This window comes from Rubrobacter sp. M3-4 (assembly GCF_059772285.1).
Genome location: NZ_JCBAJP010000004.1, coordinates 52,748 through 68,091 on the forward strand (window position 1 = coordinate 52,748; position 15,344 = coordinate 68,091).

Sequence of the window (15,344 nt, forward strand, 5' to 3'; positions counted from 1 at the left end):
GAGGAGAAGATGGCATCCGTCACGACGACGTCCGAAGTTATCATCTCGGTACGCAACCTCAGGAAGGATTTCGAGACACCCTCCGGTGGGAACCTCCCGGTGCTGGAGGGGATAGACCTCGAGTTGCACGAGGGGGAGATCGTGGCCCTCCTCGGGAGGTCCGGGTCTGGTAAGTCTACGCTGCTGCGCTGTATCGCGGGGCTCATACCTCCTTCGGAGGGTAACGTCTTCTACCGGGGCAGGCCCCTCTCCGGCTCCAACCCGGGCACGGCGGTGGTCTTCCAGACCTTCGCGCTCCTGCCCTGGCTCACGGTGCAGCAGAACGTCGAGATCGGACTCGAAGCCCGCGGCGTGCCGCGTGAGGAGAGAAGGAAGAGGGCGCTCAAGGTGATAGACCTGATCGGGCTCGACGGGTTCGAGTCGGCCTACCCCAAGGAGCTCTCGGGGGGGATGCGCCAGCGGGTGGGCTTCGCCCGGGCTCTGGTCGTCGAGCCGGACGTGCTGCTCATGGACGAGCCGTTCAGCGCGCTCGACGTGCTCACCGCCGAGAACCTCAGGACCGAGATCCTCGAGCTGTGGCAGGCCGGTGAATTTCCCGCGAGGTCCATACTGCTCGTCACCCACAACATCGAGGAGGCCCTGCTCTTCGCCGACCGGGTGGTGGTGCTCGGGACCAACCCCGGTCGCATAAAGCACTCTCTGGTGGTCGGCCTGCCGCGTCCGCGCGACCGGCGCTCCGCTGCTTTCGAGGCGCTGCTCGACAGAACCTACGGGGTGATGATGGGGCGTGAGGAGGAGCTGCGCGGGGAGCTGGAGGGTGAGACGGAATCCGGGAGCGAGAAGGGGGTATCCCCCGGCATGATCCCCCACGCGAGCGTCGACGGGTTGTCGGGTTTTCTGGAGATACTGCAGGCCGAGGGCGGGGTGGCGGACCTGGCGGACCTCGCCTCCGACCTCGGCCTCGAGGTCGACGACATGGTGCCCCTCGTCGACGCCTGCCAGCTCCTCGGGTTCGTGAGGACCGAAGGCGGGGAGGTGCACATGACCGACGTGGGCCACGAGTTCGCATCGGCGGACATCCAAATCTCCAAACGTCTCTTCGCCCGACAGGTGAGGGAGCGGGTGTGGCTCGTGCGGGTGATCGAGAGGGCCATAGGACGAGCTTCCGACGGAGCGCTGCCCGAGGGGCTCTTCCTGGACATTCTGGGCAACCACTTCAGCCCCGAGGAGGCGCGCCGGCAGCTCGAGGTGGCCGTGGACTGGGGCAGATACGCCGAGCTGTACGAGTACGACGCCGCCCGCAGGGAGATCCGCACCCCGAACTTCGACGAGCGGGGATGAGGCCGCCTGTCCCGCCGAGGAACGGGGTTTCACGACCCGAGGCCACGTTTTAGCGACTATTTTACGTGTCGGGCGTAATCATGGTAGGCGAGCGCCCCGGTTCCATGCTCGAGGGAGGTCGAAGCTGCTGCGCCGGTTGTGGAGAATGTCGACGTGAAGGTCTATCGTGGTCGGATGAGGTTCGTGGGCGCCAGGAGGCGCCAGAAGAGGAAAGAGTTCCGCAAGCGCCTCTATCGCAGGCGCAGATGGTTCGGCCTCTTCGTCCTGGGGGCGGTGGTCCTGATCTGTTTCGCCGCGATAAAGGCCGAGGGCACGATAAAGGACGGGCCGATCCCGCCGGGGTTCTTCGCCGCCCATCCTTCCCTCGACCAGAGCAGCGTGATCTACGACTCCTCCGGCCATCCGGTGAGCTACGTCTTCGGGTCCGAGAACAGGATCGTGGTTCCCCTGAGCAAGATGTCGCCGTATCTCCCGGAGGCGCTCATCGCCATAGAGGACAACAACTTCTACGAGTTCCCGGCGATAGATCCCAAAGGGATAGCCCGCGCGATAGTCGTGGACATCACCCACGGGGCGCCGAGGCAGGGGGGCTCGACGCTCACCGAGCAGCTCATGAAGCAGCTCTACATAAAGCAGAACCTGCGGGGACAGAAGGACATCTGGCGGGTTCTGGCCGAGGCGGCGCTCTCGGTCCCCTACGCGATGAGCCACACCAAGCACCAGATCCTGCAGAACTACCTCAACACCGTCTACTTCGGGCATAACGCCTACGGAGCGCAGGCTGCGTCCCTGACTTACTTCGGGGTACCCGCGAACAAGTTGAGCCTGCCGCAGGCGGCCACCCTGGCCGGGTTGGTCAACGCACCGACTTACCTGGACCCGCTCAAGAACCCGAAGGCCGCCACCCAGAGGCGAAACGCCGTCCTCAAGGCGATGTTCGAGCAACACATGATCTCCCGCTCCCGCTACGAGAAGGCGGTGAAGACTCCGCTGCAGACTCACCCCTACGATTTCTCGGCCCCTGCTCAGGATGAGGCGTACACTACCGCGGTGAAGAACCTCCTCTTCAGGAAACTCGGCCAGAAGAAGCTGGAGACCGGAGGCCTCAAGATCTACACTCCGATGAAGGAGAGCTTCCAGAAGAACACCTACTACTCTGCCAAAGCTCTGCTGCCCGACCCTTCGGTGGATCCCTCGGCCGCTTCGGCGGTGGTCCAGCCGGGCACCGGAGCGGTCCTCTCGCTGCAGGGGATGACCCCCGGTGGATTCGACCTCGCGACCCAGGGATACAGGCAGCCGGGCAGCGCCTTCAAGACCTTCGCACTCGCCGCCGCGGTGAAGGACGGCATAGACCCGACCAGGAGCGTGTTCGTCTCGAAGAACCTGCAGTTCTCCTGGAACGGAACCCCGGCGAGCATCCACAACTTCGCCTACAAGCAGCGGGGGCCGATGACGCTGGAGAAGGCGACCGAGGTCTCCGACGATACGGTCTTCGTTCAGCTCGGGCTCCTGGTGGGGCTGGACAATGTGATCCGAACCGCTCACCAGATGGGGATCACCTCGTCCCTCAACCGAGATCCCTCGATGCTCCTCGGCGGGCTACAAAAGGGGGTGACGGTGCTCGAGATGGCCTCGGCCTACGCGACGCTTGCCGACGGGGGCGTCTACCACTCACCGTACGTCGTGAGCAAGGTCGAACAGAACGGCCGGGTCATCTGGACGCCGCACCACACCTCCCGTCGGGCGCTCACGAAGAACCAGGCCGCCGTCGTGGACTCGGTTCTCGAAGGGGTCATGAAGAACGGCACCCCCAGATGGTTCCACGACGCCGACGCCGAGACCGGGCATACCATCGCCGGTAAGCCCGGCATCTCGAGCAACGACAACGACGCCTACTTCGCGGCCTACACCCCTCAGTACTCGATGGCCGTCTGGGTCGGCTACCCGCAGGGAGGCTCGATGGCGAACGTGCCGGGGATAGGCTACGTCTACGGCGAGAGCATCCCGCAGGAGATCATGATCCAGCTCTTCAAGGAAGCCCTCCGGAACAAGCCGAATGTCGGCTTCCCGAAGCCCGACTTCTCCGGGCTGCACGCGATCTACGTGCCCCCGAACGACATCCAGAACCTGGCAGACAACGGCCTGCGCGGCACCAGCATAAACGCCTTCTCCCCTCCGCCGGTCCATCCGGCGAGTAGCGGCGCCGGCCGGGGGACGCAGGGAAGCTCCTCCGGAGGCGGGGGTACGAACTTCCTGAAGGGGCTGCACCAGCTCCTCCAAAACATCCAGAAGAACCTGCCGTAGGAGGCCCTTCGGCGTCGTATCCTCAGTCTACCTGCCTCCATACGGCGGCGACGACATCCCGCAGGAAGCGCGCGACCGCCCGACGCTCGTCCTCGTCCATGTGCTCCACTACCGCGCGGATCTCCTGCACGAGCGGCCGGAGGTGCCGCCGGGCCTCCGCAACCCCCCGCGGCGTGGCCCTTATCACGGAGCTGCGCCGGTCTTCGGGGTTGGGGTATCGCTTCGCGAACCCGGCCCGCTCCAGACGATCCACCAGCGCCGTCACCGCCCCCGAACTCATCGAGAGCCGCCGCCCCAACTCCTTGGGCGTAAGCTCCCCCGCACCGAGGTGCTCCAGCGCAGCCACCTCCGAGAGCCCGAGCCCCACCCGTCGCGCCACCGCCGCCGTGTACGAGAGCGTCGCCGAGATCTCGTCTCGCAGCAACACCACCAGATCCTCCGGATCGTGGCGTGGGTTTCTGCCGGCTTCGCTCTCGTGACGGTCGTCCACGAGGGTGTTGTAGCACGCCCCCTCTCCCCTTGTGAACCCTTGTGTTTGGGATCACAAAAATTACCGGTGCAAAGATTGAAACCGCAAGGAAGTTCCGTATACTCTCCCGGCAGCGGTTACGGAGTGTTACGAGGTATTCCATGTCCGAGTTTTTGCGGAACGAGAAGGAGGCCGGGGTAGGGATCTTCGTTGGCGAGGAGCCGCTTCTGGAGCGGCTTGCGCTGGCCTTCAAGCGGACGCTCGGTGCGATCGAGCGGGAGAGCGGCATCGGTGCGATGAAGCTCTTCGTGCTCTCCGAGATCGGCCGTGGGGAGGGGGTGAGCCAGGCTGCCATCTGTCAGGAGCACGGGCTCGACCCTTCGCGGGTGACGCGTTTCGCGCAGGCGCTGGAGGGGGAGGGTTTGATCTTTCGGGAGCGCGATCCCGAGGACAATCGGGTGGTCAGGATGTACCTCACCGACGAGGGGAGGAGGCTGCTCGGTGTGGTGCCGGCGCTCGAGGAGGAGCTGGGGCGGCGGGTGTCTGGCGCCATGAGTGAGCGGGAGGCCGGAGAGCTCGCGAGGCTGCTCGGGCTGCTCGCCGAGGCGATGAGATGAACGTTCGTTTTGCGAGAAAGGGTTCCCAAAGATTGAAGGATTATTTCACGTTCGGAGGGGAGGTGTGAGGATGAGCCGTCTGAAGGAGCCCGGGGTCAGGGCACAGGTTCTCGCGGTGGCTGGGCTCATGCTCGCGCTCTTTCTGGTGGCGCTCGATCAGACGGTGGTCGGGACGGCGATGCCCAAGATCATCGCCGATTTGAAAGGCTTCGACAAATACGCGTGGGTGACCACCTCGTATCTGCTCGCCTCCACCGCGATGATCCCGGTCATCGGCAAGCTCGGCGACATCTACGGAAGAAAGTGGTTCATCTTCTCCGGTATAGTGGTCTTCCTGGCGGCCAGCGCCCTCTCCGGGGCCTCCTGGGGGATGAACGAGCTGATCATCTTCCGCGGGCTGCAGGGGCTCGGGGCCGGCATGATCTTCTCGAACATCTTCACCTCGGTCGCGGACATCTTCCCCGACCCGGCCCGCCGCTCCCGCTACCAGGGCATCTTCTTCAGCGTGTTCGCGCTCTCCAGCGTCATCGGTCCTACCCTGGGAGGCTGGATCACGGACAACCTCTCCTGGCGGTGGGTGTTCTACATAAACCTGCCCCTCGGCATCTTCTCTTTGTTCGTCCTGCCCTTCGTGCTCCCGCAGAGCAGCAACCGCCGCAAGGCGAAGATAGACCTCGCCGGGGCCGCCACGGTGACCGCCGCCGTCGTCGCGCTCCTGCTCGCCCTCTCCTGGGTCGGGCAGGGATACGACTGGAGCTCCGACCGCGTCGTCGGAGGGCTCATCTCCTCCGCCCTCCTCTTCGCTGCCTTCGTACCGCTGGAGCTGCGCGCTCCGGAGCCCGTCATCCCGCTCTCGCTCTTCAGAAGTCGGGTCTTCGCCTCCGCGTCTGCGCTCATGTTCCTCGTTGGCGTCGCGATGTTCGCCGTCATCCTCTACACTCCGCTCTTCGTGCAGGGCGTGCTCGGCAAGACCGCGACCGGCTCTGGGACCATCCTCACCCCGCTGGTTTTGACGATGACCGCGACGGGCATCGTCGTCGGCCAGCTCGTCGCCAGGTTCAAGCGCACCAAGCCCTTCATGGTGATCGGCACCGTCGTGATGGCCGCAGGCGTCTACCTGCTCAGCACGCTCGGCGTCCACTCCGGCGAGGGAACCGTCGCCCTCTACCTCATCGTCACCGGACTCGGGCTCGGCCCGATCATGCCTACCTCCACCCTCTCGGTGCAGAGCACGGTGGAGAGGAAGATGCTCGGTGTGGCCACCTCGGCCACCCAGTTCATCCGCTCGATAGGCTCCACCGTCGGCACCGCCGTCGTCGGTTCGATAGTCACCCGCGGATACGCCGACAGGCTTGCCAGCGATGCCCCCTCACAGGCCCCACCTCGCCTCGTCCACGCCCTCCAGAACCCGCAGGCGCTGGTCAGCGAGCAGGCCCGCCGCGCCCTCTCCCGGGCCGTCTCCGCCTTCCCCGGCGGCGAGCAGCTCCTGGCCGCGGTTCTACGGAGCGCCCGTGCCGCCCTCGCGCATTCGATCCACGAGGGTTTCCTCTTCACGCTGGTCGCGGTCCTGCTCGGGTTCATGGCCGCGCTCGCGATGAAGAACCTCCACCTCGACGACGCGAGCCTCCCCGGACGCGCACCCGAGATGCAGCAGCCCGACTCCGACCGGGAGCGACAGCGGGCGATCCTCACCGGCATCACCCTGGAGTACCTCGCCCGCAGGGTCGAGAGCGCCAACGGTGACTCTCCGAACCTGATCTCGGCCGCCTCCAGGCTCGTCCCCGAGTCTAAAGGCACCGAGAAGGAGCGCGCGGTGATCGCCGCAAGAGAAGTGCTGCGCCCGCTCGCCGTGCAGGCCCTCCTCTCCGGGATGCGTCGGGACGCAGATGACGATGGTCTCTCCTCCTGAGGGAGGATGTCCGGACCGGATGAAGCTTGCCGGCCAGATCTCCGGTGCGGCCGCCGGGGGTGGAGGGGCTAGAGGCTCCCGGACTGTCGCATCATCCCCCCGTCCACGAAGTAGGTGCTGCCGGTGACGTAAGAGGCGGCGTCCGAGGCGAGGAAGACCGCGACCGAGGCGACGTCCTCCGGCTGGCCGATTCTCCCGAGCGGGATCTCCTCGAGGAGCTGCTTCATCTGGTCGGGGTTCTCTTTCAGATTCTGGTTTATCGGGGTCTCGATCGCGCCGGGGCCGATGTTGTTGACGGTGATCCCGTGCGGGGCGAGCTCGACGGCGATCGTGCGCATGAGCATCTTCAGCCCGCCCTTCGCCGCGCAGTAGGGGGCGTTGGTGGGCATGGTTATCTCCTCGTGGACGCTGGAGACGTTTATGATCCTGCCGCCGTCCCCCTGCGAGACCATCTGCTTCGCCGCCTCCTGGCAGCAGAGCCACACCCCGGTGAGGTTCACCGCGATGACCTTCTCCCAGGTCTCGAGCGGCGTCTCCAGGAACGGCTTCTTCTCTTCGATCCCGGCGTTGTTCACCATTATGTCGAGCCGCCCGAACTCCTCGACCGTCCTGCCGACGAGCTTCTTTATGTCCTCGGGCTTCGAGACGTCGGCCTGCACGGCGATGGCCTGGCCGCCTGCCTTCTCGATCTCTTCCACCGCTTCTCTGGCCTCGTCGGGGTGGCTGCGGTAGTCGACCGTGACCTTCGCGCCCTCCCGGCCGAAGGCCTTCGCGATGGCCTTGCCTATCCCGAGCGATGAGCCCGTTACGATCGCGACCTTGTCCTTGAGCTGCATCTCTTTCGGCTCCTTTCAGCCCTCTTCGTCCATCACGGTATCCAGATAGAGCGCGGCCGTCCACGAGAAGAAGACCGAGCCGTGCCCGCTGCCGTCGAACGGGTCGAAGTACTCGTGGAAGCCGGAGTCCTCGACGAGGTTCGCGATGCTCTCCCGCAGGCGACGTGCCTCTTCGTCGTGCCCGTAGCGCTCGAGCCCGCGCATCAAGAACCAGTTTATGTTTATCCAGACCGGCCCCCGCCAGTACTGCACCGGCGAGAAGCCGAAGCCGTGCACGTCGTAGCAGGGGATCGGAATGACCTTCTCGTTCTCCAGGTCGAAGTAGCCCTTCAGGCTCTCGACCATCCGTCTGGCCTGCTCCTCGTCCGGCACCCCGGCGTAGAGCGGGACGAAGTTCGGGGTGACGTACGCCTGGATCTTGCGTTCCGAGACCAGGTCGTAGTCGAGGTAGATGGCGTGCTCTTCGTCCCAGAGCTTCTCGTTCATCGCCCTTCTGGTCTTCTCGCCGCGTTCCTCCATCGGGGAAGGGTCCTCGCCGAGGATGCGCGCGATCTCGGCGAGGTCCTGATCGGACCGGTACAGCAGCGCGTTGAAGAGCACGTCCTGCACCAGAAACGGACAGTCTTCCCGGATCTTCGCCTCGTCGTACTCCCGCTCGGCGAAGAACCTGACCAGCCAGGCGAAGCGGTCGTAGGCGCTGCTCGTCGGGCGGTCGGCGGCGGAGACGGTGTGGGTGTCGGCGCGGTGGTAGCGCGGGATCTCCTCTGCTTTGAGGTGTATCGCGAGCATGACCGTATCCCACAAAGGGGAGTTGTCCATCCCGCTCTCCCACGGGTGGCGGATGTAGACGAGACCCTCGTCCTCCGGGTCACGTTCCCGGTAGAGGTAGTCGTGCCAGCTCCTGAGGTGGGGATACGCCTCTTCGAGGAACCTCCTGCCCTCCTTCTCGTCTCCCGCGTGGCGGTAGGTGTGCAGCACGGCGGTGGCGTGCACCGGGGGCTGGATCACGCCCGAGGTCTTGTGGTGCTCGGGTGCGTTCGGGCTCTCCTTGGCGTGCCAGAACCCGGGACCCGGGAAGTAGTTCCCGAACGCGGGGTTGAAGACGATCTGCGGCAGGAGCCCGTTCTTCCACTGCGCGCTGAAAAGGTGGCGCAGCTCGCGCACCGCCCGGGAGGTGTCGTAGCGGGCGTAGCCGAAGGCGACGAGCCCCGAGTCCCAGGACCACTGGTGCGGGTAAAGCCGCGGCCCCGGCTGCGTGTAGCTGCCGGTCCAGTTGAAATCCAGTATCTTCCTGGCCTGCTCGATCGAGATCTTGCGTTTCTTCTCGCTCGTCAAAGCGCCCACCTCCGTCTCGTGCCAGAAACAGGATAATACCTTCGGGAGAGGGATGCGGGATCGTTCAAGGGGAGGAGCGCTTGTCCGCGCTCGCCTCGCGCACCCGCCGGATCAGGAGCGAGAAGCTCACGAGCGCGACCAGCAGGCCGAGCAGCCTCAGAACGGGCCAGCCGTACACGGCCGGGCCGAGCCCCGCCCCGTTGAAGGTGTCCCAGAGCGCGTGCAACACGACCGCCACGACGAAGGCTCCGACGACGCGGCCGTTCACCACCGGTCTGCCTGCCGCGATGCGTTCGCGCCAGAGCGTCGCGCACACGAGCCCGGTCCAGGCTGCGTGCCCCGCCGGGGAGAGGATCCCGCGCGCCAGGAGCACCGTGTTCAGCGCGGTCAGGTTGCCCCCGGACTTGAGCAGGATGACGAACGCGTAACCCATCGTCTCGAGCGCGGCGAAGCCCATCGCGGTCGCCACCCCGAGTACGATCCCGTCGGCCTCCGAGCGGTAGCGCCCCATGAGGTAGAAGACGACCGGGACCACCAGCTTCGCCGCCTCTTCGATGAGCCCCACCCCCAGCAGCGGCAGGAAACCCAGGCTCAGCAGCACCCGGTACTCGAACACGCCGGCGAGGACGGTGCCGAGCACCCCGCCCCACAGGAAGCAGACGGCGAGCGCCGGAAACGGAACCTCCCAGTCCGGCATCCTCTCGTAGAGGTAGGCGGTGAAGCTCACCGGGACCAGGAAGGCCCCTATCATGATCACCGAAGGGACGTAGTTGGGGTTCCCGGTCCGGACGAGGGCGTTCTCGAGCAAGTAGAGCAGCACGAGCCCGCTCACGAAGATCTGCAGCCACCGGCGCTTGATCATGCCCAAGCGGAAGCCCCCGCCTCTCCTCGACAAGAAACGTTCGATGCCAAGATAGCCGGATCGATGGCGCGGGTCAAGCCAGCCTCACCTCACCTTCCTGCGCCCGACGCGGAGCGTGGGATAGAGCACGGCGGCCAGCGGTATCGGCAGCCAGAAGTTCAGGATGCGGTATCCCAGGATCGGGACGACGGCCTCAGATCCCGTGCCGAGCAGCGCGAGCGTCCCGAGCATGAGCGTCTCGAAGACCCCGATGCCGCCGGGGGTGATCGGGAGGGACCCCACCGTGGTGGCGATGCCGTAGGCGACGAGGAGTTCGACGACCCCCGTGTTCACCTCGAACGCGCGGAAGGTGAACACCAGGCAGAGGGCGTCGAAGGCCCAGTAGCCGGAGGCGAGGATGGCTAGCCGCGAGGCTTCGGCCGGGTTGTTCCGGATCTGGCGGAACATGGCCCGCAGCTCGTCGCGCACCCGGTCGACGATCTGTGCGGCCTTCCTTTCCGCCTGCAGCTCGCCGTGCCGTCGGCCGGGGAGTCGGTACCAGAGGCTCGTCACGCGCACCAGGAAGGCCTTCGCCGTGCGTGGGTTTCTGTTGGCCATGTAGCCTCCCAGGAGGATGAAGCCGGCGATCACGAGCGCGACGGACGCCGTGGCAGAACCGACCGGGCCGCGCCCGCCGTGGGCCAGCATGTATAGCGCGCTCGCCGCGAACATCACACCCAGGGCCGCGTACGAAAGAGCCGTCGCGGCGGCGAGCGCGAGGCCCGCCCGCCGGGGTTCGATCTCCCGGCTCCGTATTCCTCCGTAGGTCACCGTCGCCGCCGCGGCCCCGCCGCCCGGTAGTACCCGCGAGGCGCCGAGGCCCGTGAGCGTCAGGCGGAGCATGTACCAGAAGCCCAGCCCGGCGCGCCTGCGCAGCCCCGGCGACGCCCCTATCCCCGACGCGGCGCCGACCGAGCGCCCCAGGAGCTCCGAGTAGCAGATGCTCCTCACCGTTTCGGAGACGAACGCGGCGACCAGCAACGGGGTGTCGGCGTGCAGCACGAGCCGTACCGAACGCTCGATGCCCGGCAACTGCGGCAGCAGCAGGTGTAGCGCCAGCCCCACCGAGACGAGGTAGAGCAGGTTGCGCACCAGGGTGTGCAGAGCGTATCCTCCCGCTTCTTGGTCGAGACGCCACAAGATAACAGCATCCGGTGCCCCGTGCGTGTATCATCACTTGCGTGAGCGGGCTCTTTGCCGGGCTGGTCTTCGCCGCGACGCTCGCCCTCGTCCTCACCCGCCCCCGCGGCATCGGCGAGGCTTGGTGGGCCGCCGCCGGAGGTGGAGCCGTGCTCGCGGCCGGGCTTGTCTCCCTCTCCCAGTTCGGCGACATCCTGCGGACCACCCAGGACGCGCTGATCTTCCTGGTCGGCCTCATGGCGCTGAGCGCCGTGGCCGAGCGGGCGGGGTTCTTCGAGTGGGTGGCCTCGCGGGCGGCGCGGGCCGGGGGCGGGAGCGTCCCCCGGCTCTACGCTTTCGTCTTCGTCGCCGGGACGCTGGTTACGGCGTTTCTCTCGCTGGACTCGACCGCCATAGTCCTGACCCCCGTGGTCTACGTCATGGTCTCGAGGCTGCGCCTCTCGCCGCTGCCCTTCATGTTCGCCTGCACCTACACGGCGAATACCGCCTCGCTGTTTCTGCCGGTCTCGAACCTGACCAACCTCCTCGTCTACAACACTTTGGGGTTGGGCTTCCTCCGTTTCGCCCTGGTTATGCTGGTGCCGGCCCTCTTGGCCGTGGCGACGAACGCGGCGGTTTTCTTCTGGCTCTTTCGTGGAGAGTTGTCCGGGGCCTACGAGCACAAACCGGCTTCTTTCGTCCCGGAGAACCCCGCCTTCTTCCGACTGGCGGCGGCCGGCATGGCCGCCGTGCTCGCGGGTTTCTTCGTCGCGCCGGCCCTCGGCGTTCCCATAGGCCTGGTTGCGCTCATCGGGGGAGCGGTGCTCGTGGCGGTGGCGCGCTGGCGCGGGTGGGTGGGGCTGCGCGAGGTGGCGGGGTCGGTGTCGTGGGGTCTGATCGTGCTGGTAGTTGGGCTCTTCGTGGTGGTGCGGGCGGTGGAGAACGCAGGACTCGCGGGGGCGCTGCACGAGGCTTACGCGGCGGCCGGTCCCGGCGAGGGGCTGCTTCCGATCCTGGCCGTGGCCGCCGGGACCGCCCTCGGCGCGAACCTCATAAACAACGTCCCCATGACCGTGGCCTCGCTCGGAGCCCTCTCGGAGGCCCATCATCCGGCGCTGGCCTACGCCTCGCTCCTCGGCATCGACATAGGCCCCAACCTCACGGTGGTCGGCTCTCTGGCGACCCTGATCTGGCTCTCCATAGTCCGCGGGCGGGGGATGGAGATCACCTCCCGAGAGTACCTGAGGGTGGGCCTGGTCTCCGCCCCCGTGATCCTGGTGGCCTCGGCGGTGGGGCTCTGGGTCTCGTTCGGCCTCTTCGGACCATAGGGGGTGCTCTCTTTTGCTTGCGATGGTCTGCATCGAGGGGAGGGACCGGGAGCGGATGGTGCGCGGCGCCTCGCGCTACCTCTCTGGGGTGCGTCGGATCCTGCTCGCCCACGTTCTGGACGAGCGGGCCCTCCGGGGCTACGACCTCGCGTTGCGGGGACTGCTCGGGAGGCGCCAGCCGGACTCCGGGGACCTCCTGAGGGAGGCGGAGGCCGCCGCGATGGAGATGCTGGAGGAGGAACGGTCGCTCCTCTCCGGCGCTCTGCCGGGTGCCGGGGTGGAGGTCGGGGTCCTTCTGCTGCGCGGCAGACCGGAACACGAGCTGGTGCGGGCGGCCGAAGAGCACGGGGTCTCGGTGCTGATCCTCGGCCGCGGGGGCGGGGACGGCGGACCGGTCGTGGTCTCCGACAGGATCTCCGGCTGGCACCGCAGCCCCCGCGGCGAGGTCGATGGTTTCTACCTGGAGGACGGAACGGAGGTGCGCTTCCCCCCGCACCGGGGAGCGCAGATCGAAGCCGCCCTGCGCGAGGGCGAGAACGTGGAGGTCCGGGGAGAGCGGCGCCCCCGACACGTCCACGCCCACCTCGTCGTCTCTCTCGACTCCGGAGCCTCGTTCGAGGCTCACCCGCCGGAGCGCGGGCCGGCCCGCCGTCGTCTGGGTCACGTCGCACGCTTCGTGACCGACCACGCCGGCTGCGACGTGGTGTTGCTCGGATGAAGGGTGTGCAGGGACATTCTTACCGGACTCTTACGCGGCTCTGCGCCGCGTCTGACATAGCCACGGTATCATGCGGACACACATCCTGGGGCAGCCTTCACGACAACACTACAACCCCCTCGCTCCGGGATGGAGGTGATATAAGGGGAGGTGCGTCCGGGCGCCTCCCCGCACCCGGTCGGCGGTGGTGTGAAGAGCGAGTTTTCAGGAGAAGTTCTTGTCCAGAGCCCGCGTGCTCGTGATCGACGACGACAGGAGCATAACCGGCTTCCTCAAGCGCGCCCTCTCCTACGCCGGGTTCGACGTGGATCTCGCGCACAGCGGGCCGGAGGGGCTCGAACGGGCGCTCCTCTTCCGGCCTGAGGTGGTCGTGTTGGACATCCTGATGCCGGGGATGGACGGGCTCGAGGTCTGCCGGCGCCTGAGGGCGGCCGACGACACGCCGATCCTGATGCTCACGGCCAAAGACGAGGTCTCGGACCGGGTCGAGGGGCTGGAGAGCGGCGCGGACGACTACCTGGTCAAGCCCTTCGCGCACGAGGAGCTCATAGCCCGGGTGCGGGCCCTGCTCCGCCGTAGCGGCCGGGAAGAGGACCGGAAGAACGTGGTGCGTTTCGCCGACCTCACCGTGGATCTCGCCGCGCGTGAGGTCCGGCGCGCAGACCGGCCGGTGCACCTGACGGCGAGGGAGTTCGATTTGCTCGCGGCCTTCCTCAGGCACCCGCGGCAGGTACTCTCCCAGGAGCAGCTCCTCGAGCAGGTCTGGGGCATAGACTTCGAGGCCCACACCCACGTCGTCGCCGTCTACGTCGGTTACCTGCGCGAGAAGCTCGAGGCGGGTGGCGAGCCGCGGCTGATCCACACGATGCGGGGGGCAGGTTATGTCCTCAGAGAAGAAGAAAGACCCCACGATGGCGAAACCCCGGGCCCTGCGCCTGCCCGGTAGCCTGCGCGCGAGGCTCACCCTTTGGCACGCCTTGATCCTGGGGGTGGTGCTGGTCGCCTTCGCCGCCGCCGTATACGCCATCCTCGCGAACAGCCTCTACGGGCAGGTCCGGCAGTCGCTCGTGGAGCGTGCGCGGCAGGTCAACGACGCGGTGAGGCCCCGGATCACGTACTCCCACTTCTCGCCGGGCGTGGAGATCTTCATCCCGCCGCCCAACACCTTCGCCTCCTCCGACACCTTCGTGCAGGTGAGCACGCCCGACGGACGGGTGCTGGGAACTTCGGAAAACCTGGGCGGGAGGACGTTGCCCGAAGACCCCGTCACCTCCCACTCTGGCCGCCCGGACTTCAGGGTCGTCAGGGTGGGCGGCGAGGAGGTGGAAGTCTACAGCTCCCCGCTCGTGGTGGACGGCCGGACGGTCGGGGTGGTACAGGTGGGGCGCTCCCTCGCCCCCGTCCGTCAGACCCTCTCCCAGCTCCGACTGCTCGCCGGGGTGGGGCTTCTGGCGGCGCTGGTCCTCTCGGTCGGGGTCGTCTCGTTCATGGCTGGCGAGACCCTGCGTCCGCTCCGGCGCCTGATGAGCACCGCAGAGTCGATCGGATCCTCCCGCGACCTCTCCCGGAGGGTGAAGCTCCCCGACTCCGGTGACGAGGTCGGGCGCCTCGCCGTCACCTTCAACGAGATGCTCCGCCGGCTCGAGGCCTCGGACCGCCAGCTCCGCGAAACGCTCGAAGCGCAGAGGCGCTTCGTCGCCGACGCCTCCCACGAACTGCGTACGCCGCTCACCACGATCCGGGGCAACGCGGGGCTGCTGCGCGCGGTCCCGGAGATGTCCGCTGCCGACCGGGAGGCGGCCCTCGCGGAGATCCACGGGGAGTCCGAGCGGATGAGCCGACTGGTCGGGGACCTCCTGACGCTGGCCCGCGCCGACGCCGGGCGTGCGCTGGAGCGAAGGCCCCTGGACCTCGCCACCCTGGCCAGGGAGGCGGTGGCGCAGGCGAGGGCACTCACCGAAGGCCAAAAGCTTTCGCTCGATGCGCCGGAAAGGATCGAACTCGCGGGCGACCGGGACGCGCTCAAGCAGCTTCTGCTCATCCTGCTCGACAACGCGATCAGGTACACCCCCTCCTCAGGGCACATCACCGTCCGGGCCGAAGCCTGGAGGGACGGTGGGGCGCACATCAGCGTTTCGGATACCGGGGAGGGTATAGCGCCCGAGCACCTGCCGCACATCTTCGAGCGTTTCTACCGCGCCGACCCCGCCCGCGCCACGGAGGGTACGGGGCTCGGGCTCTCCATCGCGAGCTGGATCGTCCGGCAGCACGGAGGAACGATTGAGGTCGAGAGCGAGCCGGGCCGGGGCTCGACGTTCACCGTCCATCTGCCTCCGAGCCTTCCCGGGGAACGAGAGAACGGCGCCGCCTCTCGGTCATCCGCCGAGACGGACGGGAGGCGAGGCGGCGGGAATCTCTGATCGGAATCTTACCCGCGCCTTAAACTGGCTTGATCCCGACGTCCTAG

General features: G+C 67.0%; 13 protein-coding genes. 8 read left to right on the plus strand and 5 right to left on the minus strand.

What is annotated here, in order from left to right:
• The first annotated feature begins 9 nt into the window (after positions 1-9).
• Positions 10-1,341 carry an ABC transporter ATP-binding protein gene (locus AC6EKW_RS05735; protein ID WP_273888385.1) on the plus strand — a complete coding sequence of 444 codons (1,332 nt, stop codon included), beginning with the start codon at positions 10-12 and terminating at the stop codon, positions 1,339-1,341.
• Between the two features lie 153 nt (positions 1,342-1,494).
• Positions 1,495-3,645, plus strand: coding sequence for a transglycosylase domain-containing protein (locus AC6EKW_RS05740; RefSeq protein ID WP_273888386.1), 2,151 nt, complete (start codon positions 1,495-1,497; stop codon positions 3,643-3,645).
• Between the two features lie 22 nt (positions 3,646-3,667).
• Here the strand turns inward: AC6EKW_RS05740 and AC6EKW_RS05745 are convergent, their stop codons facing one another.
• Positions 3,668-4,135, minus strand: coding sequence for a MarR family winged helix-turn-helix transcriptional regulator (locus AC6EKW_RS05745; protein WP_498513893.1), 468 nt, complete (start codon positions 4,133-4,135; stop codon positions 3,668-3,670).
• A gap of 140 nt (positions 4,136-4,275) precedes the next feature.
• On the opposite strand from AC6EKW_RS05745, the gene AC6EKW_RS05750 reads away from it, so the two are divergent.
• Together AC6EKW_RS05750 and AC6EKW_RS05755 are read left to right on the plus strand one after the other, a co-directional pair.
• Positions 4,276-4,731: a MarR family winged helix-turn-helix transcriptional regulator gene (locus tag AC6EKW_RS05750; RefSeq protein WP_273888388.1), complete on the plus strand. Its 456-nt coding sequence runs from the start codon at positions 4,276-4,278 to the stop codon at positions 4,729-4,731.
• 70 nt (positions 4,732-4,801) lie between these two features.
• Entirely contained in the window at positions 4,802-6,640 is a 1,839-nt protein-coding gene (locus AC6EKW_RS05755; RefSeq protein ID WP_498513894.1) for an MDR family MFS transporter, read from the plus strand.
• Positions 6,641-6,708: 68 nt separating this feature from the next.
• Here AC6EKW_RS05755 and AC6EKW_RS05760 read toward each other — a convergent pair whose 3' ends face one another.
• The 4 genes from AC6EKW_RS05760 to AC6EKW_RS05775 all read right to left on the minus strand — a co-directional run bounded on the left by AC6EKW_RS05760 (position 6,709) and on the right by AC6EKW_RS05775 (position 10,852).
• Positions 6,709-7,476, minus strand: coding sequence for an SDR family oxidoreductase (locus AC6EKW_RS05760; protein WP_498513895.1), 768 nt, complete (start codon positions 7,474-7,476; stop codon positions 6,709-6,711).
• Positions 7,477-7,491: 15 nt separating this feature from the next.
• Complete coding sequence (locus AC6EKW_RS05765; protein WP_498513896.1) at positions 7,492-8,811, minus strand: amylo-alpha-1,6-glucosidase; 1,320 nt, start codon at positions 8,809-8,811, stop codon at positions 7,492-7,494.
• A gap of 64 nt (positions 8,812-8,875) precedes the next feature.
• Entirely contained in the window at positions 8,876-9,673 is a 798-nt protein-coding gene (locus AC6EKW_RS05770; RefSeq protein ID WP_273888444.1) for a PrsW family intramembrane metalloprotease, read from the minus strand.
• 84 nt (positions 9,674-9,757) lie between these two features.
• The gene (locus AC6EKW_RS05775) at positions 9,758-10,852 is read right to left on the minus strand and encodes a lysylphosphatidylglycerol synthase transmembrane domain-containing protein (RefSeq protein WP_273888392.1); all 1,095 of its coding nucleotides are present in this window, start codon (positions 10,850-10,852) and stop codon (positions 9,758-9,760) included.
• 41 nt (positions 10,853-10,893) lie between these two features.
• Between AC6EKW_RS05775 and AC6EKW_RS05780 the strand changes: the two genes are divergently transcribed.
• From AC6EKW_RS05780 to AC6EKW_RS05795, 4 genes are all read left to right on the plus strand, one after another.
• Entirely contained in the window at positions 10,894-12,159 is a 1,266-nt protein-coding gene (locus AC6EKW_RS05780; RefSeq protein ID WP_498513897.1) for an ArsB/NhaD family transporter, read from the plus strand.
• A 13-nt stretch (positions 12,160-12,172) separates the two neighbouring features.
• The gene (locus tag AC6EKW_RS05785) at positions 12,173-12,877 is read left to right on the plus strand and encodes a hypothetical protein (RefSeq protein WP_273888394.1); all 705 of its coding nucleotides are present in this window, start codon (positions 12,173-12,175) and stop codon (positions 12,875-12,877) included.
• Positions 12,878-13,094: 217 nt separating this feature from the next.
• Positions 13,095-13,823, plus strand: a complete 729-nt coding sequence (locus AC6EKW_RS05790; RefSeq protein WP_273888395.1) for a response regulator transcription factor — start codon at positions 13,095-13,097, stop codon at positions 13,821-13,823.
• Positions 13,759-15,297, plus strand: coding sequence for a sensor histidine kinase (locus tag AC6EKW_RS05795; RefSeq protein ID WP_273888396.1), 1,539 nt, complete (start codon positions 13,759-13,761; stop codon positions 15,295-15,297). Before AC6EKW_RS05790 ends, AC6EKW_RS05795 begins: the two co-directional genes overlap by 65 nt.
• The last annotated feature ends 47 nt before the right edge of the window (positions 15,298-15,344 follow it).